Here is a 20,917-nt window from a genome sequence, read left to right on the forward strand (position 1 = left end):
CTCGGGCCGCGGCCGTCAGCGGCGGGAGTCCCGGCGGCGGCCCCTCGCCGCCCGGTTCTTCCGGGCCAGTCGTCCCACGACAGCGGCGGAACCCTCGTCGGGACCGGTGACTTCGAACTCCGGACGAGGACCACCCTCGGCACCCTCGACCGCGTGCCGGAGCACTTCGGCGCCCGCCGCGTACTGCACCGTCCTGGGCGTGTCCGACCCGGCGCTGCCCGGCCGGCCCGTCGAGACCGGCGCGGTCGCCCGCCTCGACGTCCTCGACGTCACGCACTGACGGCCCGACCGCGCGAGGGCTAGGATCCCGGCCATGGCCCTGACCCCGCACGACGTGGACCGGTTCGAGGCGTCCAGGCCCCGCCTGGAAGCCGTCGCCTACCGTCTGCTCGGCTCAGCGAGCGAAGCCGAGGACGCCGTGCAGGAGACGTTCCTGCGCTGGCAGGCCGCCGACGTCGGCCGCATCGAGGTCCCCGAGGCGTGGCTGACCAAGGTGCTCACCAACCTGTGCCTCAACCAGCTCACCTCGGCCCGCGCCAGGCGCGAGACGTACGTCGGCCAGTGGCTCCCCGAGCCGCTGCTCGCCGGCGACCCGATGCTCGGCCCGGCCGACACCGCGGAGCAGCGCGAATCGGTCTCGTACGCGGTCCTCGTCCTGCTGGAACGCCTCACCCCGAGCGAGCGCGCCGTGTACGTGCTGCGGGAGGCCTTCGCCTACCCGCACCGTGAGATCGCCGAGATCCTCGACATCACCGAGACCGCCAGCCAGCAGATCCACCACCGCGCGAAGAAGCACGTCGCGGACGGCAGGGCCCGCGGTGCCGCCGCCGGCGCCGGCGCCGTGATCGACGAGGCGGCGGCGCGGCGGGTCGTCGAGGAGTTCCTGGCGGCCGCCACCAGCGGCCGGACCGAGCCGCTCGTACGGCTGCTCACCCAGGACGTCGTCGCGGTCGGCGACGGCGGCGGGAAGATCCCGGCCCGCACCAAGGCGTTCGAGGGCGCCGTCGCCGTCGCGAAGTTCCTGCGGGGCCTGTTCACGCCGGGCACCGCCAAGCGGGCGCTCGTCGGCGGCTCGGCCGAGGTCCACGTGACGGCCGCCAACGGCGCTCCCGCCGTGGTGGCGGTCGTCGACGGCCGGGTCGTCGGCGTCATGTGCCTGGAGCTCACCGCCGCCGGCATCGCCGCCGTCCGCAACCAGGTCAACCCCGACAAGCTCGACCGCGCCACGAGGCGATGGGCGGCCGGCGACCACGGGGAACCCCTGCTCCACGCCTTCTGACGCCGATGTGACGTGCTTCACATCCCATTCCTGTCAGGAAACGGCGGGCCGCCCGGTTCAAGTGGCGAATCCGCTGGAGAGCAGACAGGAGCCAGGACATGCAGCACCGCATCGTCGTCCTCGGAGCCGGGTACACCGGAGCCAGCGCCGCCGGGCGCCTCGCCCGGCGACTGCACCGCGAGGACGTCGCCGTCACCCTCGTGAACGCGGACCCCGACTTCGTCGAGCGCGTCCGGATGCACCAACTCGCCGCGGGCCAGGACCTCACGCCCCGGCCCCTCGCCGGGATGTTCGAGGGCACCGGCGTCGAACTGAGGACGGCCAGGGTCACCGGCGTCGACGCCGACCGCCGCACCGTCACCGTCCGGGGCGTGGACGGTGACGGAAGCACCGGCGGCACCGGCAGCGCCGAGGAACTGCCGTACGACACCCTCGTCTACGCGCTCGGCAGCGGCTGGAAGGACCAGGGCGTCCCCGGCGCCGCCGAGCACGCCCACGAGATCGCCGGCCGCGCCGGTGCGCTCCGGGCGCGCGAGCGCCTGGCCGGGCTCGAGGCCGGCCGTCACGTCATGGTGGTCGGCGGCGGTCTCACCGGTCTGGAGGCCGCCACCGAGATCGCCGAGGCCCGCCCTGACCTCGCCGTCGCCCTCGCCGCCCACGGCGGCCTCGGCGACTGGCTCTCCCCGAAGGGCGCCCGGCACCTGCGCAAGGTCGTCGACCGGCTCGGCATCACCGTGCACGAGCACACCACCGTCGCCGCCGTGGAGGCCGGCCACGTCGTCACCGCCGACGGCACGTCGCTCCCGGCCGCCGTCACCCTGTGGACCGCGGGCTTCGCCGTCCACCCGATCGCCGGGGCCACCACCCTGGAGACCACCACCACCGGCCAGATCGTGGTCGACGGCACCATGCGCTCGGTCTCCCACCCGGACGTCTACGCCATCGGCGACGCCGCCCTGGTGGCGGGCCCCGGCGGCAAGCCGCTGCGGATGTCGTGCGCCTCGGGCATCCCCACCGCCTGGCAGGCCGCCGACTCCATCGCCGCCCGCCTGACCGGCGGCAAGCTCCCCAACGTGCCGCTGCGTTACTTCAACCAGTGCATCTCGCTGGGCCGCAAGGAGGGCCTGATCCAGTTCGTCACCGCCGACGACCGTGCCGTCGGCGCGGCCGTCACCGGACGGTTCGCCGCCGTCTACAAGGAGCTGGTCTGCAAGGGCGCCGCCTGGGGAGTCGCCAACCCGACCTTGGGCCTCCCCGGCCGCCGCCGCAGGGTCGCCACCCGGCCGGTCCCGTCCGACCCCGCCGTCCGCACCCCGGCCTGACCCGCCCCGTGACCGACGTCACGCCCACCACGCCCCGCCGCGGGGGACCACCCCGCGCGCGGGGCGGCGGGACACCCGGGCGCTCAGGAGTTGGCGAAGAGTGCCGCCGTCGGCAGCAACGTGGCCAGGACGCTCAGCAGCCAGTAGCGGCGCGCGGTGAGCGCCGTCCGCGCCGCGAGCGGCCGGTTGGCCGCCCACCACAGGACGGCGAACAGCAGCACGACGGGCCCGAAGAGGACCAGCCCGGGCAGGATGCCGTCGTTCTCCGTCGGATCCCGCCGCGTCAGACCCAGGTCCGCCAGCGGCCAGTTCGCCGCGAGGTACCAGAGCATCCAGAGCGGGACCACGCCCGGTATCCCCAGCAGCAGGTTCACCCCCAGCGCGGTGTACCACCGTCCCGCCATGCCCCGTGTCCTCCCCGCGTCCCGCCCCTTGACCGTCCCCGCAGACGGTACCGCCCCGGGGCGGGGACGGAGCCGGCCGCCGCTGCCGCGACCGGGGTGCGGTGCGGAGCGGCGGCCGGGACACACGTACCCGCCGGCGGGACGGGCGGTCAGCCGATCTCGACCGCCATCCCCTTGACGTTGGTGGCGTCCAGCGCGGCGCGGATCCCCTTGGCGAGCTTCACCGCGTCACCAACGGCCCAGAAGTGGACGAAGAACAGCCGCGGTTCGTCCGTGAGCCCGTGGTTGTGCAGCTCGACGAGCTGGCACCCGGCACGCCTGAGGGCCGCCAGGACGTCCTGGACCTCACTGGCGATCATGGCGCAGTCGCCGCTGACCGCGGCCCGGCCGTTGCCCAGCGGCTGGTAGTTGATCGCACTGGTCGACCCGAGGCCCGGCGGCAGGACCATCCCGTTGTCGGTGATGGTCTCCTTGCGCACGAAGGTGTTCTTGTAGACGCCGTCGTCGATGCCGCCCTTGACGCCCATCACCTTGTCGATGGCGGCGGTGTCCATGTCCAGCTGGCGCGGTACGGAGTGGTCCGGCCGTCCCGGGGGCGGGGCGCCGGTCCGGTCGAGCGCCGCGCGCAGGCCCTTGGCGATGGCCACGGGGTCCTTGCCGTGCGCGTGGACGTGCACCCACCAGATCTCGGGGTCCTGCGACAGCAGGTGCTTGTGGATCGCGGTCTGCTCGATCTTGCGCTCGTGCAGCACGTCGGCGAACGACTGCATCTCCTTCTCGGTGACCACCACGTCGCCCATCAGCAGCGTGTTCCCGTCGGCGTACCGGACGAAGGACACGTGCGAGCCCAGTGCGAGCCCCGGTTTGACGGTGACGCCCTGTGAGACCACGTTGAGGTCCCGGCGCGGCAGGCCCGTGTGGTACATGAAGTCGCGCCTGATGTCCCCCGTCCGCCCCAGCGCGACGGCCACGTCCTTCCAGTCCGTCAGGGCGGTGCGCACGGGCATGACCGACGGGTGGTTGTGCTGCTTCGACGTCCCGGCCGGCGCGCACGCCGAGATCGCCCCGCCCAGCACCGGCGCCAGTGTGGCCGCGGCGAGCAGATGCCGCCGTGACGCACCCGTCCGCGGGGTGGTGTCCTGCTGTCGGTCCTCACGCATCATGTGTGCCTCCTGACGGGATGGAAGCACGGCGAGCCACGCACACACCCCAGCACCGCCAGCACTGCGGCCAGGTGGGTGAAGCGTCCGTCGGCAAACGGGTGAGCCCACCCGGCGCAACGGCCTCCGCGCCCGCGCCGCGCCCGCGGCGGCGGCGCGGCCCGCCGGGGTGTCATCCGCCGGCCCGCACCCGGCGGGTCCGGGCCGGCCCGTCAACGGCGCCCGACGGAGCCCCGCGGGGGCGTGACGTCGACCCGAGCCCCCGGCTCATCGCGCCGTGCCGACCGCGACGGGGCCTGTCGGAGGCTTCCGTCATGCTCGCGTACGTGGACGAGAACGCCTTCTGGCAGCTGATCGAGGACTGCACGCCGACGACGCCCGACCCGGACGCGGAGCGGCTCGTCGCCGCCCTGACCGCACGCCTGGTCGCGGGCCCCCTGGGTACGGTGAAACAGTTCGCGGAGCACCTGTCGTGGGCGCTGTACCGGCTGGATCGCAGGGAGTACGGACAGGACCTGTCGGGCGACGCCTTCCTGTACACCCGGGCCGCCGTCGTCGCCGCCGGACGCGAGACGTACGACCGCGTCCTGCGGGATCCGGCGGCGTTCGAGCCCTTCGTGAGCGGTCTTGTATGGGCCGAAGGCCTGCTGTACGTCCCGGACCTGGCGTACGAGCACCTCACCGGCGAGGAGTGGGAACGCCGTACGCGCTACCGCTACGAGTCCTACTCCAACACCGCGGGCTGGGCGCGCTCCCAGTAGGACCTCGCTCTGCCGTGGGGGAGAGGTCACGGCCCCGCGACGCGGGCGAGCACGACCGCGTAGCGGCACTCGGCGTCGCTGGTGTTGGCGAAGACGTGCGCGACCGGTTCGTCGATCTCGATCGAGTCGCCCGCGTCGAGTTCGTGCACGGCGTCGCCTTCGTGGAAGGTCAGCCGGCCGTCGAGCACCCAGACGGCCACCCGCTGGAAGGCCAGGGACGCCGCCGGGTACGGCACACGGGCCCCCGGCGGCAGGCGGACCTCGGCGATGTCCGCGGGGAACCGCGGCCCGGTGATCTGGCGCCGGCGGTACCCGGTGGCCGGGTCGTGCCACTCCGTGGCGTCGGCCGTCCGGTGCACCCCGGTGGCCTCGGGCGGGGTGAGCAGGGCGGAGAGGGGCACCTGGAACGCGGCCGCCAGTTTGCCGAGGACGACGGCGGTGGGGCTGCTCTCGGCGCGCTCGATCCGGTTGATCATCGCTCGGGACACCCCTGAGGCGTCCGCGAGCTGCGCCAGGGTCCATCGGCGCTGTTCCCGTTCGCTGTGGATGCGCGCTGCGATCTGCGCGACCAGCGGATCTACTATATTGGACACAGATTCTAGTATATAAGAAAGAGAGCCCGCCCGCGTCGCCCGTGTCGTCACCGGCCGCGTCCCGGAACCACGCACCGCACCTGTTGGAGGACCCATGGAGATCGGTCTCGCACTGCCCACCGCCGGGCCGCAGACCTCGCCGGAGACGATCGTCAGGGTCGCAGTGGAGGCCGAACGCCTCGGCTACGCCGCCCTGTGGACGTTCGAGCGCCTGCTGCGCCCGATCGAGAAGGTCGTGCTGTGGACGGGGGGCGACCCCGACATGCTGCCGGAGTTCTACGGCTCGACGTACGAGCCGCTGGAGACGCTGAGCCATGTCGCCGCCGTGACCGAGCGGATCAAGCTGGGCACCGCGGTCCTGGTGGCGCCGCTGCACGTGCCCGTGATGCTCGCCCGCCGGCTCGCCACCCTGGACCGGTTCAGCGGGGGCCGGGTCATCGCCGGCCTCGGACAGGGCTGGCAGCACAACGAGTTCGAGACGGCGAACGTGCCGATCGGCCGCAAGGGCGCCCGCACGGAGGAATTCATCACGGCGATGCGGACCTCGTGGGGCCCGGACCCGGTCCGGCACGACGGGGAGTTCTACAAGATCGCGCCCTCGGAGGTGAACCCCAAGCCGGTCCAGGCCCACATCCCGGTGCTACTGGCCGCGAACGCGCCGGCCGCCGTCCGGCGTGCCGCCCGGATCGCGGACGGCCTCATCCCGATCACGTCCTCGGCGCAGGAACTGCGCGGCATCGTCTCCGCGTTCCACGACGCCGCCCGGGAGGCGGGCCGCGACCCGGGGGACCTGACGGTGGTCAACCAGGTGCCCTGGCCGACCCCGCTCACCCGCGAACCGATCGGGGAGGGCCGGCCCTTCCTCGGCGGATCGCCCCGGCAGGTCGCCGAGGACCTCATGGCCGCCCGCGAGTGCGGCGCGACCCAGGTCTACCTGGCCGGCGGCCAGGGCCTCGGGCTCGACGTGGGCCTGCAGGCCGCCGACGTGGACGAATGGCTCGGGCTGCTCGGCGAGGTGATCGAGGAGGCCGACCGCCTCGGCGTCCGCGCGCCGTGACGAGCGGTGCGCCCGTGCGGTGGGGGTGACTCGGGAAGGGGGCCGAATCGGGGCCGGCGGGGTGCGAAAGAAGCGGAAGCCCGCAATCTATGACATCGGTCACAAGACCCCGCCTACCTACCGCCGCACTTAGTAGGTGCGTGTGGAAGATATCTGCGAATTTGTCCAACTTCGCCGGAATGTGAATCCTGTCGCGCGTCCCGCGATTCCGCCCGGCCGACCCGTACGCCGACTTGCCTTCGGCGTACGGGTCCTGACGTTGCGACAGCTCCTTCCTCCACCGCCGTGTGCGGACGGAGGCCCGATCACTTGCCGTGGCAAGGTCCCGGGACCTACGAGGCGACCTAGTGGCAGGGCCCGTTGCGCTCCCCGTCGGGCCGTTCTAAGAATGGCGACCCACAGGACGTCGCTGCAGGTCGGAACCGGTGTTCGCGGAGTCGGACGCGCACCGGACGCTCGGCGTCACCGAGTGAGTAGGAGACCTCCCATGAAGTCGTCCCGTACGTCCCCGAGACTCTTCGCCCTGGCTCTCGGCCTGGGTCTGGCCTCCAGCGCGCTGGGCGCGGCGGTGCCGGCGAGCGCCCACGCGCCCGCCACCCCGTCCGCCTCCACCGGTACTTCCGCAGCGGCGCGGTACGACGGGTCGGGCGAGGAGGCCGCGAACAACGAGGCGTTCTTCAAGGCCGTCCTCACGTCGGTCGCCGCGAAGCGCGCCGCCCAGCCCAACGCGCAGGCGGTGACCGTCCACTACGACGCCTCCCACGCACCGAGCTTCCGTTCGCAGATATCGAGCGCCGCCTCGATATGGAACAGCTCCGAGTCCAACGTCAAGCTTCAAGAAGCCTCGGGCAACGCGGACTTCTCCTACTACGAGGGCAACGACCAGCGCGGGTCCTACGCCTCCACCGACGGCCACGGAAGCGGCTACGTCTTCCTCGACTACACCCAGAACCGGCAGGACGACTCGATCCGCGTCGTCACCCACGAGACCGGGCACGTGCTGGGCCTGCCGGACAACTACAGCGGGCCGTGCAGCGAGCTGATGTCGGGCGGCGGCCCCGGCCCGTCCTGCACCAACCGCTACCCGGACGCCACCGAGCGCTCGCGTGTCGACGAGCTGTGGGCCGGCGGACTCGCACAGGCCCCGGGCACGGGAACGCAGCTGCCCGGCGGCCAGGTGCCCCCGGCGCAGCTGCCCGGCGGCCAGGTCAACCCCGCACCCCCGGCGCAGCAGCCCGTGATGCCGGGCCACGGCCCGGGGCGTCCGATCCACGGTTCGCCCTGGAGGTGATCCCGTTCCCGCATGGGAAGCGGTGCGCTGTCGCGGATGGCTTCAGCCACACCCGGGCGGACCGCCCCATGCGGCACGGGTGGCTGCCCGGCTCGCTCGCCAAGCAGGGTGTGGCCGCGGGAGGATGCGCCTGTGGCTCGCCCGTACGACGCCCCCGAGCTGCGCGAACTCGCCCGCCGCTTGGGCTTGGGACCGGCAGCCCTAATAGCGCGGGTCGTCGCTGCAGCCGGGCTGCTGGTCGTCGACGGAGACCGCGTCATCCCACGGCGATCCCTCTTGTTCCGTCGGCTGGGGTGGACGAACGTTGGTGGGACGTATGAGGTCTTCGTAGGGCTCGCCCCAGGCCTTGAGACCGTCGATGGCGCTGTGGCGGTAGTACTGGGGGCGTTCGCAGGTCTCCAGGAGGTCCCGCGCACGGATGGCCAGGTGAGGTCGGTGGCCTGCCAGATCGGGGTGTTCGGAGAGGAAGACGGCCGTCATGAGGGCCGCGTGGCGCACGGCCGACTCGGCGTCGTCCAGGAAGGGGGCGACTGCCCGGAAGAACAGTGGCCGCAAAGCCCGTACCGTCTCGATCTCCGGCGAGACCTCGCCCCGCCTCAGTAGCCTGGCGTGCAGCTCGTCGTCGGTGTCGTGGGCCAGTGACGCCAGCCATTCGAGCAGTTCCACGCGGAGCAGGCTGCGCCGTTCCCCTCCGACTGGGGCGTCCCAGGAGTAGTAGGTCCCTTCGACCTCGGTGCACGGATCCGGAAGGATCGCGGCGATGAACAACGCCGCGGGCACCGTGGCCGGGGAGACACCGTTCGAGTGGCGCAGGCAATCGAGGTCCTTGTCCATGACGCGCGCGTGGACAACGGGATCCGTGCCGCGGAGGGCCGCCAGCGCAGCGGGCACGTCGCCCGCGGGACCCCACAGATGCTCCAGACCGGCCCAGTCGGTGTCGCGGAGGATGGTTTCCGCCTCGGGCAGGGACCGCGTCACCGCGGACGTGGGGTGCTCTTGTGCGCTCGTCACCAGGACAGGCTACGAGGGACAATAGACGGCGCTCCGGCGCTTACGATCACGGCTCCGGCTCCGCAGGTGGGGCGCCACCGTCATCGAGGGCGTCGAACAGCCGGCCTCCCCGGACCGCGGACATACGCTCTGCGACTTCTGCGGGCGTGAGCCGGTCGACGTCCGTGGACTCGTCGTAGATGCGTTCGGTGCCGCCCGGACGGGATTGCAGCGGAAGACGGGAGCCACGCCCCGCGCGTAACAGGATGCGACTCTCCGGAGGGCGGGCCTTTGCTTGTTCCGGCTCCGACGCGCATTCGACTGTCCCGAGGCCTGGCGCGTACATCATGGGATCCGCCAAGTGCGCGTTGCGGGTGCCGAGTCGGGTGCGGGTGCCTCCTGCGGTGCTCTGCCCGGCCGTTACGATCGCGGCTCACCCGCGGATGAGGAGGTGCCGTGTACGAGGAGCACTCTGCCGAGCCGGCCGAGATCCGGCTTGAGCCGTACGCGCGCGCAGCCCGTGGTTGCACGGCCGCCATCGTCTTCGCCTTTGCCGTACTCGTGGTGTTGTTCAGCTTCGGGGGGACCATCGAGATGGAGTCGTTCCCCGGGTTGCGGGAGAACATGGGGCCGGTGATCGTCTACATGCTGGTGTTCGCGGCCCTGGTGGGCGTCGGCGGACTGGCGCTCTCCGGCTGGCGGTCCTACGGGGGATGGACCGCTGTCGCCTGCATCGGTGTCCTCATGGCAGTGCGGATGTGGACGCTCGCGCCGGCGCTCCACTGCTGGTCGTACGACAGCGTGGGGCGCAATGACGACGGCTCGTACAGCTGCGTGAACGGGGGATAGTTGCTTCCCTGAGGCCTCAGGAGTGGCCTCGTCGTCCGAAGCACTGCACGCGACCCTGTGACTTCGGGTGGAACCGTCCGCCTCCCGCGCGAAGTGCTTGTGGACGTCCGTGGTCGTCCGCGTTCGTGCGGTGGTTGTCGCGGCGCAGTTCGGCACTCAGCCGGCCTCGTCCCGGTACTGGTGCGCATACAGCTCCAGGGTGGCGGAGACCGTTTCGGCGGTTGCGCCGAACCCGTGTCCTCGTCCGGCTTCGCGCAGCCGCTCCAGGACTCGCGGGGCGTAGACGGGCTTCGGGCGGAAGTTGCGCAGATCGCGGGTCGCCATGTCGATGGCGATCCAGCGGCTCGTGTGCCGTTCACGTCCGATCACCGTGAGCCGATGGCCTCCTTGGCCCCATTGCACATCGGCTACGTACACCTTCGCCCGCCCTTGAAGAACTTCGTCCCAGGGCGAAGTTCCTGCCCGCCCACGCCACACCGACGCCAGGCCACGACGTTGGCCGCTACCAGCCGGACGGGCTCCTCCGTCAAGTCGTCGCTCATGAGCGCATCATCGACTGTCAACCCAACCCCCGGCACCTGTTTTACGAGCGAGGTGAGGCGGTCACCGGCCTGACAGCCGGTGTCCGGCGCAAGCGGGGTGGCGATGTTCAACGGGATGTGTGTGACGCTCGCTTGCAACGCGACCTTCCCGGGTCGTATGAGATCCTCGCTGCGGTCGGCGAGCAGTGTACGCACGAGTCCGGCGGGGAGCCCGGTGGCCTGGAAGGGCGGGTCGTCGCTGCAGCCTTCCGTCGGCCGGGGTGGACGAACGTCGGTGGGCCGTATGAGGTCTTCGTAGGGCTCGCCCCAGGCCTTGAGGCCTTTGATGTCATCCGGTGATGTCAGCCGCCACAGGAACAACCACACTGAACTTGGTCTTCATAGCCGGGCCAGCGGCAACATGCGGCGGATCGGTGACCGCTCCGAGTAAATCCGATGGCACCAACAGCCCTCCGGCGACAAGACTGCCCCGGTGAACACCCTGCCGTCGATGCCCGGCCCGCTTTCCATGCCCATGCCGGATCCACGTGGCCGCGACACCGCTCTGGACTACGACGGCATGCACGCCTTGGTCTCGGACCTGGTTTTGCCTCACGGGGCGTCGATGTACGTCATGAGCGCGATGGAAACCTCCCGCGAGCTCATCCGGCACTCCTACTACCGCTACGAGTTCGCCACCGTCGCCGTCACGCACTCCCTGTTCGCCCTGGAGCACGTCCTCGCCGAGCGTCTGGGCTCGAACGACCCGCTTCACGCCCTGATCCAGCGGGCCACCGACACGGGACTCATCACGGCCGGACTCGCCGCCGAACTCGACCGCAGCCGGCTACTGCGCGACCGGCTCACGCAGGGCGCCGCGTCAAGTGCCGCCGTCAGAGCGGCCCAAGCGGTCGCAATGGTGCGTGCCGTATTCGATGCCGTCGCCCTGCTCCTTCGCCCACCGTCCGCAGCAGAGACGAGAGCCACCCCGGTGGGCGGAGTACAGCCCGTCGGCGGACTCGCCCAGCTGTGGAAGGATCACCGGCGTGCACCGTTCCCCGACGGCTTCCGCGGCGTGGACCTCGACGGCGTGGACCTGGTCCTCCTGGACGCTGACGTCGCCGGCCTCGTGCAACGAGAACTGAACGGCGGACTTGACGACAGGGGCATTGCCTCCCTCTTGGGCTGCATCGCCGACCTCGACAAGATCGTGCCCCTGATCAACGAGGAATACTGCGCTTCCTACTTCACGAAACTCCGGACGATGGCACAGGTCGCAGCATCGCCCTACATCCCCCACGCGACCTGACTGCCGGGGTCGGAACAGATTCGGGCCGGTGCTCCAGGGCGTCGAGGGTACGCGGTCAGAGCGGCCGCGGAGAGACCCGGGCTCAGCCAGGCATCGCGACCGCGACGCCACGTTGTTGACCGCTGGACCCGCAGCCGGAGAACTCGTGGACCTCGTCATCCGGTACGGCTTCCGCACTCACGCCGTACGCAAGTTTGTACCGGCTGCCGGCTGCCGGCTGCGTTGGCCCAGGGATGGTGCTCGACTCGTGGGCGACATCAGCTCCAGGAGCGAGGAGGTCGGCAACCACGCGCCGCGCCCGCGGGCTCCCTGCCTTGACCAGAGTCCGGAGGTCGTACCCTTGCGCACCCCTGATCCCCGGGACGCTCCTCCTGGCTCCCGCCCGATGCAGCACCGCTGTGGCACGCCCGGCGGCTGTTACCGTGCGCGTGTGGACGAGATGTCCGGGTCGCCGCCGTGGCTTTTCCAGCGCATTCAGACCGGGAGGCCGCCGATGAGGGACCACGGGGCGCGTATGTCGGCCGGGGTGCTGTCCGTTGCCGCGCTGCTCCTGACCGTTGCCTGCACCCCCAATGCGCCCGCGCGAGCGCAAGAGGCGTCGGAGAACGGGAAACCGGCCGCACGCTGCGAGTTGCGCGACACTACGCAGCAGATCACCGACCGGTTCTCGAAACTGGGCACGGTCGTCCGCACGCGGTGGTGCGCCGTCAACCTCTCCGGCGGTTCCGGTCGGGTCCCCGGGCCGACCGACTTCCGGCTCGTGGGCTACTTCGACACCACGGCGGCCGACATGGAGGCGCTCCTCGACCACCCCTACTGGACGTTCGAGCATTCACGTCCCAAGAGCATCCCCGGCCCCGTCGCCCAGGCCGCCGGGACGGCGTCGGTCTCGTCGTGGATGACGAGCACCGACCTGGAGGCGACGGTCACGCGCGACCTCTACACCGCCACCTTCTACCTGGACGAGGAGTCCCACCGCATCGTCTTCGACACGGTGAACCCCATCAACCCCAAGGACAAGGTGGTCATCGTCAAAGGCTGACCTCTCCGACACCCGCAGGGGTGGCGCTCGACGCCGCCCCCATCCTTCTTGGCGTGGCTGATGGCAGGGCTCGCGGCGCATGCGGTCGACCCTTTCCCTGGCCCTCGCGGCTGGCGCCCGCAGCTTGAGGAGCGGCCGAGTGCGGAGAGGCGCAGTGACCGCTCCATGATCGTCCGGGACCTGCCACGTGAGTCGCGACCTGGGGATGCCGGGTTGTCAGTGCTCGCACCTAGCATGCGGAGCATGAAGCGGTACGTTGACGAGGATCTGCACGGTGCCGAGTTCCGCGAGTGCGATCTGACCGGGGCACGCCTGATCGGCGTCGCCATGCAGGATGCCGTGATCGACGGGCTCGTCACCAACCTGGTGGTGAACGGTGTCGAGGTCACCGAGTACGTCGAGGCAGAGCTCGACCGGCGTCATCCGGTGCGGGTGCTGATGCGCTCCGAGGACCCGGCCGATCTGCGCGAGGCATCGCGTCAGCTCCATGCCGGCTGGGCCGGCACGATCGAGCGCATCCGCGGTACGCCCGGCATCGAGCGCCGCAGCGTGAACGACGAGTGGTCGGCGGTGCAGACGATGCGCCATCTGGTCTTCGTCCACGACTCGTGGTTCCGCCGCTGCTGCCTGGGCTCGACGGAGCTGTTCACGCCGATGGGCATCGGGCCGACCGCCGAGCCCTACCGTGGAGCGCACGGGCTTGACCTCTCGCTCGATCCGGCCCTCGACGAGATCGTGAGCGTGCGTGACGCACAGGCCGCCGAGCTCGAGGCCTGGCTCGACGAGGTCACCGCTGTGCAGCTCGCAGCGCGGGCGCCGGTGCCCGACGACGATGTCTGGCCGCCGTACGCCCGGGGCCGCTCGGTGCGGCAGTGCCTCGGCACGGTGCTCAACGAGACCTTCGAGCACCACGGCTTCTGCGTCCGCGACCTCGACCTGATCGAGGCACAGGACGCCGGGTAGGGCCGGCTGCGGACTCGAGCCAGCCGTGGGGTCTGCCACTGCCGGCAGTCGTCAACACCGTGGCCGTGCCGTCGTTGAAGATGCCGCCCCCGGTACCGGCGGAGGTGTTCGCGGTCAGCGTGGATCGTCCACCGTCAGCGTACCGCCGGAGTTGCGGATACCTCCGCCCTGACCTCCCTGGCCACCGGTGATGGTCAGGCGGGTCAACCGCACCTGCACGGCTCCGTTGCCCGTCACGGTGGTGCCCGCGTGATTGCCGTCGAGTACTGCCTTTTTCCGGCCGATGAGGGTCAGGGACTTCCCGATGGTGAAGGGACCGATGCACGTCCCTCGCACGGTGAGTGTCGCCCCCGGAGCAGCAGCCGCGATGGCGGCCTGGAGGGCTGAAGAGTTGCTGCGGCAGTCCACCGTGGTGCCTCCACCTGACGCATTGGCACTCACCCCCGCCAACGTGACTGCTCCGGCCGTCGCCGACAGCGTGGTCCACCGCAGCCATGCGGCCTGGTCCGCTCGCCTGAACACCCATCTCCTCCTGTCACAGCGCAGGGTGTGCTGAACGGCCCGGCACTACCGTCGTCGAGAGCCGCGTGAGCTCCCGTGACCGGCAGAAGGGCTAAGTCGTCTCGACTTCGGGGCTCGCTCAGCGAACAAGGAGTCGTGCTGGTGCTGCATCTGAGCCGCTCGTTCGCGCTCGAGGACATCGAGATCACCTGCGTGAGCTTCACATTTCACCGGCATTGATCTTGTGGTGGGGAGCTGCAGGCACCACCATGGGCGGAGACTGGGACAGAACTCGTGTTCGTCGGGGGACCATTGTGATCGCTGCGAGGGAAGCGGGCACCGTGCTGATGCTCGGCAGACTGGTAGGGGTTTTCCTCGGGGCGATCGGGCTCATCAGTCTGCTGTTGGCGCTCCTCCTCCTGGCCTCGGCGCGACGCGACAAGGCAGAAGGAGCCTTCGAAACCGCGAGGACCGTGAGACGAAACGGCCTCATCGCGTTGGTCCTGGGGGCCGTCCTCATCGCCGTCGACGCAGCCCTGTGGGTCGTGTAGGGCGCTGCCCACCCCACAGCCCATCGACCGCGTTGACCTGCGCCCGCGCTGAGACCCCAGCCTTGTAGGTTCGGGCCGGGCTCGCACGGCCTGCCGGGAGGCGTTTACACGGAGGTCTCTGGTCGGTCTCCGGGTGCCTCGTCCTGTGGTTGTCCATCGTCGTTGATGTCATCTGGCGATCTCATCCCCCACCCGAGCGGGCGCTGAGAAGGCACTACGAGCGGTGTCACGTCACGCCGGTCGGAGCTATCCGGACTGCGTCGATCAGAAGACCTTGACGACCCACTGTCGACAGTCGGGGACGCTCAGGAGCCCGGCACCGGGCAGCCGGCCCACACCCTTGATCTGGGAGTGCTCGGAGAGACGGATCACCTCGCCGCCCGCCGCTCGGTTGAATACCAGGGCATTGGCCGTGATCTCGGAATGGAAGTCGAAGGTCACACCAGCCGGTCCGCCTTCGTAGCGGAACACGGCGGCTCCACTGCCGGACACCGTCCCTGAGAGAAGCGGCAATTCCGCCCCGGAGAGCACGGACAGCCGCCAACGGGCGAACCCACCCACACTGCGCCCCGGGCACCGGCGAACCACCCGCAGGAAGTTGAAGCCGGCGGGCACGACGGCCCGGGTCGGCCGGACACCCCTGGTCCAGCCCAATTCGCGTCCGGTGACGATCTCGCAGGATGTCTTTCGCAGCGGAAATATCTGGAAGTTACTCGTCCACCCTCCCCGTATCTCCACGGGTACCGGGTTATCCAATACATTCTCCGCGATCTCGATCTCCCGGCTGAGCCATCCACTCCACCTGGTAGGCGCCTCATCACGGTCCACATCCCGTCCTTTCGGTCATACCGGAGCCGCGGCCACGACGTGATCTTCGCACTCTTCGTCAGCTCGGAGACCTGTGGACCATCGGTCATGGGCTCCCCACCTCGTGAGAGGGCCAGTATGGCGACACTTCATGCCGTTGGTCATCTCATCGGGATGGCTCGCGTGGACGGGGACGAGGGTGGCGGAGCGGGTATGGCCGACGGCGCGCCTGGGCTGGGGCCGGGCGTGATGAGGTGGCCGTACGCTTGCCGGTAACTCGGGTGGGTTTGTCCCGGCCCGGACGGCCCGGACGGCTCGGGGCGAATGAGACGAGGCCGGGCCAACAGCATCGCGGTACATCAGGAAAACCTCTGCTGACCTGTAGCCATCGGTTTGGAGCGGTGCTTGAACGCTGTGACCCCGGAGCGGTGGAGATCGTGTCGGCGCCCGCCCCAGCCACCACGGTTCTGACCTCATGCCCCTCTGCCTACCTTCGTGGCGCGTGGCGGCGGACGGCGCGCCGAGGGGGACGGAGGCAGAAGCGTGGGCGCGGCCGGACGCCGGGCGTCTTGATGAAGTAGAGAAAGTCCTACCGCACCGGGATGAGGTGCTTGTTGTCCCAGCGTTGCCCTGGTCTTGATCAGCGCCGTTCACCGCCCGAGAGGGCCGTGGCATCCTGTAGCAGTGCTCTTGAGTGATCATGTAAACCGTGTCGAGCTTCGCCCACTGCGCTATCAGTTCGCCAGGGCCCGAGGTAATCGGTACGACGACAACTGGCTGGTCATTGGTGGCAAGGTGACGACCGCTGAAGGCCACTGGGCCTTTGCCGATCCAGCTCTGCTGACCCACGAGGCTGGCCAGGTCACCGCGTGGCTACGTGCGGTGGCTGAGGGGGCAGTGGCTGTGAGGCACCCCGATGAGGAAGGCTTTTTGTCCCCCGACACCTGGTTCAACGAGCCGGTCCTGGCCTTCAGTCTCGCCGCGCAAAGCGAAGCTGAGGCAGTGATTCGCCTTCATCTATCCCTGGAGGCGGCGCCGCCGTGGCGACTGGGGGATGACAGGCCAGACATCTACCAGTACTTCGTAGAGGTCCGGACGGATGCCTCTTCACTGCTTCTTGCCGCGGACCAGTGGGATCTTGCCCTGGCTTCCTTCCCGGCCCGCTGATCAACAAGAGTCCACAGATCTCTGCGTCGTCGCTTGTGCCGCCGACCAGGAGACGGTGGATCAGCGTTGTCGCGGCTCGTCATCCGGCTGCGCCACACTCCTCACCGCGGCCGGCGTCGCGCCCGGCGTGGTGATGGAGATCCTGGGCCGTTCCCAGATCGCCGTCACGATGAACGTCTACACGCACGTGGTGCAGGACACCCAGCGGGAGGCCGTCAGCCACATGGACCGGCTGCTGCGGAGGCGTCCCGGCCGTGAGTGAGCGTGGGCGTTGATGTCGGATCCGGATGTCGAAGACCCCCAGCCATGACCGGCTGGGGGTCTTTTCACTGGTGGGCGTGGACGGTTTCGAACCGCCGACACCTGCCTTGTAAGCCTGGCGGTCAGGGTCGTCGAGGGTACGCAGGTCAGAGCGGCTTTGGGGCGTCCCCAGCTCAGCGCGGTATCTCGACTGCGGCATGCCGTCATTGACCGTGGTTGGCCGTCCGATGTGGCACGGATGTGGCACTGCACCTCGTGACCCGAAGCTCTACCGCTGCGCGATGGAATGCAGAGCCCCTCGTTCATCCGGGATGCCTGACTGCTAGCGTCCGGCACCATGTGGGCTCAAGAGATCGTGGCCGGCCGACCGGCTTGGCGGCACACGCCGTCCGGAGTGGTCTTCCGCGTGGTTCCCGGTGGGACGTTTCGGATGGGCTTGTCTGACGCGGAGCTGGACGCGGTCCGCGCCATCGAGCGTGCCGGCGGCGCAGAGGACGACCTCGAACCGTTCTTCGCTGGTGCCGCCGAGGCCCAACCGGTGCGAGAAGTGCGGGTCGAGCCGTTCCTGATCGCCCGGCATCCGCTCACGGTCGCGCAGGTACAACACTGGCTGCCCGAGTACGAGGACAGATTCACCGATTCGGCGTCGGGCACGGCCCGGGTCGAGGACGACCTGGACGACCTGCTCGGCGCGTGGCCGTTCCGGCTGCCGAGCGAGGCGGAGTGGGAGTACGCGGCCCGCGCAGGCACGACCACCCTGACCTTCCGCGGTGATGGGAAGCCGGACGAGGACCAGGTGCTCGACGACTTCGCCGACGAGGAGCGGACCGCCGCGGCCGAGAACGCCTTCGGGCTGGCGGCGATGGGGTCGGCGAACGAAATCTGCGCTGACGTGTGGGTACCGCATTTCACGGACGCGCCGGTGGACGCCCGCCCACGCACTGGTGACGGTCTGCGGGTGGCGCGCGGAGGCGCCGCCGACTGCTATCCGTGGCAAGGCTGCGACGAGTGGCTGTTGTTGCTCTCCAGCACCCGATACGAGATCAACGGCTTCACTGCGCTCCGTCCGGTCGCACCTGTGCCAACCGGTCCAGGGCATGTCTAGGCAGCGCGCGTGACAGCTGCCTTGTAAGTTCGGGCCAGGCTCCTTGTGTACTGGTAGAAGGCGCCTGCCGGGCCGGTCTCTCGCCGGTCTCCGGTCGCTCGGCTCTGCGGTGATGCGTTGGCGTTGATGTCACCCGGTGATGTCAGCCGCGACAGCGGAGTAGGCGCCTTAGGCCCTCCCCGTGCGGCAGGAAGTGGACCCGTGAGGAGGTCTGAGTGACGTCTCGGCGGGGTCCCTCCTCAGTATGTGCGCCCCGTTGTGCGCCGGATGCGTACTTGCAGCCCTCACTACCCTCGCCACACCGTTTGGGTGGACGGCGCTGGGGTCGGGGTCACAAGGGGATGGGTGGTGTGTCGTGGAGGCAGTGACAGGGTGGGCACAGCAAGCCTTCGGTGATGCTGCAGAGCTTCTATCCGAGGCCATCCCCGCCAGCCTGGAACGAGCGCACGCTAGGGCACGTAGCGGGCACGAGGGGGTTCACACTCAGACCCTAGAGGCTTACGGGCATGGGCTGTACGCCGTGCAGTACGAGGAGCTCGCCGCCGGCCTGGCCACAGTTGCGGGTGCGACCCCCGTACGGTTGCAGGGGCGAACGCTGATGGTCGTTAGTGATCGAGTGTTCTATCCGATCCGCTATGCGAAGAAGGACGTTCCTGTCACAGCCGCGCGTCTACGGCGAGCCACCGGCTTCCGGGCTGATCTGATCCGGCGTCATGGTCCGGAGCCCATGCAACAAGCTTTTGACCTGGGTCTGGATGAGCTCGACGAGTCTGAGGTGCACCCCGATCTCAACCTTTTGCCCGAGGACGTGCGCCTAGTCCTCATCGCCTACGCGTGTTCCATGGAGCGGGGCGTCATGAGGATCGAGTGGGGCTCGGCGGAGCTACGCCGGGAGGACCGCTACCTCATCTGGCATCACCACGACCCTCTCCCGTTGGGCGCCGGAGCCTAGGCGACAAGAAGCAGCCCATCTTGCCAGCCGTCCACCCTCGGCGGAAACGAGTACCTGAGCGATGTCCCCTACGCCTGTGACCTGGACACGGGCCGGGCTGCACCGGGTCCTGACCCGGGCAACCATCAGCGCCGACGACGGCCTATCACTCGGCTTCGACAGACATTCGACACGGCCCGGACTACTCGTAGATGGTCGCTGCGTGTCAGCTCGCACCGGCGCCGAGCTCCCAAGCGATGTGGTTGGCCGCTGTCACCTGGTCCACACCCGGATGTCGGTGGTGGCTGCCACAATCTAGGGCTATGGGTGATGAACTCCGGTCGATTGACGACATGTTGGCTGATCCTGCGGGACTGTCAGACGACGAGATACGGCGGTTGAAGAACGAGCGCGTCCACGGGGCGACTGCGGTCCTTCTGCTTCAGCGCGGACACGCGGACGCGTCAACGCTCCTTACCGAGGTGCCCGGGTTCGAGCTGGATTACGTCAGCACGGACTGGGGCAAGGACTACTACGAAGTAGTAGTCGACGTTGAACCTCACTTGTTGGATCTCTTCACGTCTGAGATCGTCGAACGCATCTACTTTGCCGCATGCACGGTGACGGAGAAGGATGGATTTGAGATCAACCAGGTCCGCATCCGTACATTGCTTCCCAAGGTTGCCGCAGACTGGCGAGATCAGCTTCGCGCATCCCAAGGCGTATATCAAACAAATCAGGCGAGGCGTGTCCGGACCGAACCTAAGCACCCGACAGAAGATGGCCTCCACTTCACTAATAAGTGGGAACACCGTGTCTATTCGATGCTGAAGGCGCACCAGGCAACGCTTCCTGATAACGACACAATTGGAATCATGCCGTTGGGTGCCATGCGAGTTCTTGGGCATACATTCGAGCCGGACTTGCTAGTAACCTATCGTGGTCGGGTAGGTGTGATCGAAGTCGACGGGCCTCATCACAAGGCTAGGGCCTCGGATGATAAGAGCAGGGAGCGGTTGCTGCGTAACGCAGGGGTCGGATACATCGACCGAATCGATGTGCGTGACACTACAACTAAGGAACAGGTGGGGAAGTTTGTGAACGACTTCCTCCGCCACCTTGCAGGTTAGCGAGTGAACGTCTCGGGATCGCCACACGGGGGGTCCCGATACCGCACTCCCGCCGCGACCGTCCGCAAATCCATCCTGGTGGTGAGTGACAGAGACTGTGAGCCGCCCACTCCGGATGCCCAGCTTACGCCGTCACTTACATCGGCCTTCAAGTATCTCAGCCATTCTCGTTCTACTTCTACGTCGAACTCTGCAACTCTAGTCCGATTAGCTGTTTGACTTCGCTGCTGGCGCGAGTTTTCGCTCAGGGTCCTTACTTGGATCGCTGCGACTTTGAACGGGTCCGCCATGTTCGCCGTTACGCGAAGTCCAAATATCGTTATGCCGTCCTTCAGCCTGCGCCGTTCCGGTTCGCGGGAGCCGGAGGGGAATTCTCGTAGCAGGTCACTGAATGCGCTGGCTTCGGCTCGAAACAGATAGATTGATACCCGCATCGCATCCCCCTGAGGCCCGGGTTCGAGCTTCTGATGGTCCCATGGCATGTGTCTATCTGGTAGAGTTCGTGACAGAGTGCGGTAAATCCACAAAATGCGAATGATTGTTTGATGGGGTGTCTGCTGTCGGCTCAGAGGTCGGCGTAGCGGCTTTGGGCGGGAGCTGCCATGGGGCGAGAGATCGGGGCCCGTAAGCTGTTGGCGACTCGGGCGGTCTGTGGACCTGCCCGCTAAGGCCCGATGTGGGCCCCGATCTTCGAGGCTCGCCCCATGGTGGCCGCGTAAAGCCGCGGAGCCGACTGCCCCAGCCACAGAGGGTGTCCCCCTCGTCAACCCTCCGCCGTCTGGCGGGCGGCCGGCGGCCGGGCCGGAGCGGGGCGAAGACTGGAGCGTCGGCCCGAGGCGCCGGGCCGCGCGCCGCCGCGCTCTGCGCGGCGGGAGCGCCTTGAAGAGGAAGAGAAAGACTTACCGCGCAGGGATCGTTTCAAG

General features: G+C 69.0%; 24 protein-coding genes and 1 pseudogene. 16 read left to right on the top strand and 9 right to left on the bottom strand.

The annotated features are described in order from the left end of the window. Positions 1 to 106 precede the first annotated feature (106 nt). The 3 genes from ABZ479_RS20555 to ABZ479_RS20565 all read left to right on the top strand — a co-directional run bounded on the left by ABZ479_RS20555 (position 107) and on the right by ABZ479_RS20565 (position 2,601). A complete protein-coding gene (locus ABZ479_RS20555) occupies positions 107 to 280 on the top strand; it encodes a hypothetical protein (RefSeq protein WP_500462909.1) in 174 nt (57 codons plus the stop codon). Positions 281 to 313: 33 nt separating this feature from the next. Next, positions 314 to 1,279 (top strand): RNA polymerase sigma factor SigJ, encoded by a 966-nt coding sequence (gene sigJ / locus ABZ479_RS20560; protein WP_500462910.1) that lies wholly within the window; start codon positions 314 to 316, stop codon positions 1,277 to 1,279. Positions 1,280 to 1,377: 98 nt separating this feature from the next. Next, positions 1,378 to 2,601: an NAD(P)/FAD-dependent oxidoreductase gene (locus ABZ479_RS20565; RefSeq protein ID WP_500462911.1), complete on the top strand. Its 1,224-nt coding sequence runs from the start codon at positions 1,378 to 1,380 to the stop codon at positions 2,599 to 2,601. A gap of 83 nt (positions 2,602 to 2,684) precedes the next feature. Here ABZ479_RS20565 and ABZ479_RS20570 read toward each other — a convergent pair whose 3' ends face one another. Then, positions 2,685 to 3,005 carry a hypothetical protein gene (locus tag ABZ479_RS20570; protein WP_500462912.1) on the bottom strand — a complete coding sequence of 107 codons (321 nt, stop codon included), beginning with the start codon at positions 3,003 to 3,005 and terminating at the stop codon, positions 2,685 to 2,687. A gap of 149 nt (positions 3,006 to 3,154) precedes the next feature. Beyond that, a complete protein-coding gene (locus ABZ479_RS20575) occupies positions 3,155 to 4,168 on the bottom strand; it encodes a DUF1259 domain-containing protein (protein ID WP_500462913.1) in 1,014 nt (337 codons plus the stop codon). Between the two features lie 311 nt (positions 4,169 to 4,479). Between ABZ479_RS20575 and ABZ479_RS20580 the strand changes: the two genes are divergently transcribed. Continuing rightward, entirely contained in the window at positions 4,480 to 4,926 is a 447-nt protein-coding gene (locus ABZ479_RS20580; protein WP_500462914.1) for a DUF4240 domain-containing protein, read from the top strand. A gap of 26 nt (positions 4,927 to 4,952) precedes the next feature. Here ABZ479_RS20580 and ABZ479_RS20585 read toward each other — a convergent pair whose 3' ends face one another. Then, positions 4,953 to 5,519, bottom strand: coding sequence for a helix-turn-helix domain-containing protein (locus ABZ479_RS20585; protein ID WP_500462915.1), 567 nt, complete (start codon positions 5,517 to 5,519; stop codon positions 4,953 to 4,955). Positions 5,520 to 5,613: 94 nt separating this feature from the next. Here ABZ479_RS20585 and ABZ479_RS20590 point away from each other — a divergent pair, with 94 nt between their 5' ends. Continuing rightward, complete coding sequence (locus ABZ479_RS20590; RefSeq protein ID WP_500462916.1) at positions 5,614 to 6,576, top strand: TIGR03619 family F420-dependent LLM class oxidoreductase; 963 nt, start codon at positions 5,614 to 5,616, stop codon at positions 6,574 to 6,576. Between the two features lie 487 nt (positions 6,577 to 7,063). Further along, complete coding sequence (gene snpA / locus ABZ479_RS20595; protein ID WP_500462917.1) at positions 7,064 to 7,867, top strand: snapalysin; 804 nt, start codon at positions 7,064 to 7,066, stop codon at positions 7,865 to 7,867. A gap of 201 nt (positions 7,868 to 8,068) precedes the next feature. Here snpA and ABZ479_RS20600 read toward each other — a convergent pair whose 3' ends face one another. Continuing rightward, positions 8,069 to 8,878 (bottom strand): hypothetical protein, encoded by an 810-nt coding sequence (locus ABZ479_RS20600; RefSeq protein WP_500462918.1) that lies wholly within the window; start codon positions 8,876 to 8,878, stop codon positions 8,069 to 8,071. A gap of 435 nt (positions 8,879 to 9,313) precedes the next feature. Between ABZ479_RS20600 and ABZ479_RS20605 the strand changes: the two genes are divergently transcribed. Then, positions 9,314 to 9,706 (top strand): hypothetical protein, encoded by a 393-nt coding sequence (locus tag ABZ479_RS20605; protein WP_500462919.1) that lies wholly within the window; start codon positions 9,314 to 9,316, stop codon positions 9,704 to 9,706. Positions 9,707 to 9,862: 156 nt separating this feature from the next. Here ABZ479_RS20605 and ABZ479_RS20610 read toward each other — a convergent pair whose 3' ends face one another. After that, entirely contained in the window at positions 9,863 to 10,075 is a 213-nt protein-coding gene (locus ABZ479_RS20610) for a hypothetical protein (RefSeq protein WP_500462920.1), read from the bottom strand. A gap of 38 nt (positions 10,076 to 10,113) precedes the next feature. After that, positions 10,114 to 10,614 carry a hypothetical protein gene (locus ABZ479_RS20615; protein ID WP_500462921.1) on the bottom strand — a complete coding sequence of 167 codons (501 nt, stop codon included), beginning with the start codon at positions 10,612 to 10,614 and terminating at the stop codon, positions 10,114 to 10,116. Between the two features lie 106 nt (positions 10,615 to 10,720). Here ABZ479_RS20615 and ABZ479_RS20620 point away from each other — a divergent pair, with 106 nt between their 5' ends. From ABZ479_RS20620 to ABZ479_RS20630, 3 genes are all read left to right on the top strand, one after another. Next, positions 10,721 to 11,536, top strand: a complete 816-nt coding sequence (locus ABZ479_RS20620; RefSeq protein ID WP_500462922.1) for a hypothetical protein — start codon at positions 10,721 to 10,723, stop codon at positions 11,534 to 11,536. Between the two features lie 493 nt (positions 11,537 to 12,029). Then, positions 12,030 to 12,578, top strand: coding sequence for a hypothetical protein (locus tag ABZ479_RS20625; RefSeq protein WP_500462923.1), 549 nt, complete (start codon positions 12,030 to 12,032; stop codon positions 12,576 to 12,578). A gap of 243 nt (positions 12,579 to 12,821) precedes the next feature. After that, positions 12,822 to 13,541 carry a DinB family protein gene (locus ABZ479_RS20630; RefSeq protein WP_500462924.1) on the top strand — a complete coding sequence of 240 codons (720 nt, stop codon included), beginning with the start codon at positions 12,822 to 12,824 and terminating at the stop codon, positions 13,539 to 13,541. Between the two features lie 114 nt (positions 13,542 to 13,655). Here the strand turns inward: ABZ479_RS20630 and ABZ479_RS20635 are convergent, their stop codons facing one another. Beyond that, positions 13,656 to 13,949 carry a hypothetical protein gene (locus ABZ479_RS20635; protein WP_500462925.1) on the bottom strand — a complete coding sequence of 98 codons (294 nt, stop codon included), beginning with the start codon at positions 13,947 to 13,949 and terminating at the stop codon, positions 13,656 to 13,658. A gap of 434 nt (positions 13,950 to 14,383) precedes the next feature. Here ABZ479_RS20635 and ABZ479_RS20640 point away from each other — a divergent pair, with 434 nt between their 5' ends. Continuing rightward, on the top strand, positions 14,384 to 14,593 hold the full coding sequence (locus tag ABZ479_RS20640) for a hypothetical protein (protein WP_500462926.1): 210 nt from the start codon (positions 14,384 to 14,386) through the stop codon (positions 14,591 to 14,593). 264 nt (positions 14,594 to 14,857) lie between these two features. Here ABZ479_RS20640 and ABZ479_RS20645 read toward each other — a convergent pair whose 3' ends face one another. Further along, entirely contained in the window at positions 14,858 to 15,421 is a 564-nt protein-coding gene (locus ABZ479_RS20645) for a hypothetical protein (RefSeq protein ID WP_500462927.1), read from the bottom strand. A 663-nt stretch (positions 15,422 to 16,084) separates the two neighbouring features. On the opposite strand from ABZ479_RS20645, the gene ABZ479_RS20650 reads away from it, so the two are divergent. The 5 genes and pseudogenes from ABZ479_RS20650 to ABZ479_RS20670 all read left to right on the top strand — a co-directional run bounded on the left by ABZ479_RS20650 (position 16,085) and on the right by ABZ479_RS20670 (position 19,994). Next, positions 16,085 to 16,567 carry a WapI family immunity protein gene (locus ABZ479_RS20650; RefSeq protein WP_500462928.1) on the top strand — a complete coding sequence of 161 codons (483 nt, stop codon included), beginning with the start codon at positions 16,085 to 16,087 and terminating at the stop codon, positions 16,565 to 16,567. An 82-nt stretch (positions 16,568 to 16,649) separates the two neighbouring features. Further along, a pseudogene (locus ABZ479_RS20655) lies at positions 16,650 to 16,829 on the top strand (site-specific integrase); the annotation flags it as partial. A gap of 429 nt (positions 16,830 to 17,258) precedes the next feature. Beyond that, positions 17,259 to 17,933, top strand: a complete 675-nt coding sequence (locus ABZ479_RS20660; protein ID WP_500462929.1) for a formylglycine-generating enzyme family protein — start codon at positions 17,259 to 17,261, stop codon at positions 17,931 to 17,933. Positions 17,934 to 18,288: 355 nt separating this feature from the next. Next, positions 18,289 to 18,885, top strand: a complete 597-nt coding sequence (locus ABZ479_RS20665; RefSeq protein WP_500462930.1) for a hypothetical protein — start codon at positions 18,289 to 18,291, stop codon at positions 18,883 to 18,885. A gap of 302 nt (positions 18,886 to 19,187) precedes the next feature. Then, positions 19,188 to 19,994 carry a hypothetical protein gene (locus ABZ479_RS20670; protein WP_500462931.1) on the top strand — a complete coding sequence of 269 codons (807 nt, stop codon included), beginning with the start codon at positions 19,188 to 19,190 and terminating at the stop codon, positions 19,992 to 19,994. Here the strand turns inward: ABZ479_RS20670 and ABZ479_RS20675 are convergent. Further along, a complete protein-coding gene (locus ABZ479_RS20675) occupies positions 19,991 to 20,476 on the bottom strand; it encodes a TIGR04141 family sporadically distributed protein (protein ID WP_500462932.1) in 486 nt (161 codons plus the stop codon). The two genes, ABZ479_RS20670 and ABZ479_RS20675, sit on opposite strands and share 4 nt — an antisense overlap. Positions 20,477 to 20,917: the final 441 nt, after the last annotated feature.

This window comes from Streptomyces sp. NPDC005722 (assembly GCF_040630935.1).
Lineage (GTDB): Bacteria > Actinomycetota > Actinomycetes > Streptomycetales > Streptomycetaceae > Actinacidiphila.

Bases quoted from the DNA above. Each gene is read 5' to 3' on its own strand.
- sigJ (WP_500462910.1), top strand. From the start codon at position 314: ATGGCCCTGACCCCGCACGACGTGGACCGGTTCGAGGCGTCCAGGCCC.
- ABZ479_RS20565 (WP_500462911.1), top strand. From the start codon at position 1,378: ATGCAGCACCGCATCGTCGTCCTCGGAGCCGGGTACACCGGAGCCAGC.
- ABZ479_RS20570 (WP_500462912.1), bottom strand. From the start codon at position 3,005: ATGGCGGGACGGTGGTACACCGCGCTGGGGGTGAACCTGCTGCTGGGG.
- ABZ479_RS20575 (WP_500462913.1), bottom strand. From the start codon at position 4,168: ATGATGCGTGAGGACCGACAGCAGGACACCACCCCGCGGACGGGTGCG.
- ABZ479_RS20580 (WP_500462914.1), top strand. From the start codon at position 4,480: ATGCTCGCGTACGTGGACGAGAACGCCTTCTGGCAGCTGATCGAGGAC.
- ABZ479_RS20590 (WP_500462916.1), top strand. From the start codon at position 5,614: ATGGAGATCGGTCTCGCACTGCCCACCGCCGGGCCGCAGACCTCGCCG.
- snpA (WP_500462917.1), top strand. From the start codon at position 7,064: ATGAAGTCGTCCCGTACGTCCCCGAGACTCTTCGCCCTGGCTCTCGGC.
- ABZ479_RS20625 (WP_500462923.1), top strand. From the start codon at position 12,030: ATGAGGGACCACGGGGCGCGTATGTCGGCCGGGGTGCTGTCCGTTGCC.
- ABZ479_RS20630 (WP_500462924.1), top strand. From the start codon at position 12,822: ATGAAGCGGTACGTTGACGAGGATCTGCACGGTGCCGAGTTCCGCGAG.
- ABZ479_RS20660 (WP_500462929.1), top strand. From the start codon at position 17,259: ATGGGCTTGTCTGACGCGGAGCTGGACGCGGTCCGCGCCATCGAGCGT.
- ABZ479_RS20670 (WP_500462931.1), top strand. From the start codon at position 19,188: ATGGGTGATGAACTCCGGTCGATTGACGACATGTTGGCTGATCCTGCG.
- ABZ479_RS20675 (WP_500462932.1), bottom strand. From the start codon at position 20,476: ATGCCATGGGACCATCAGAAGCTCGAACCCGGGCCTCAGGGGGATGCG.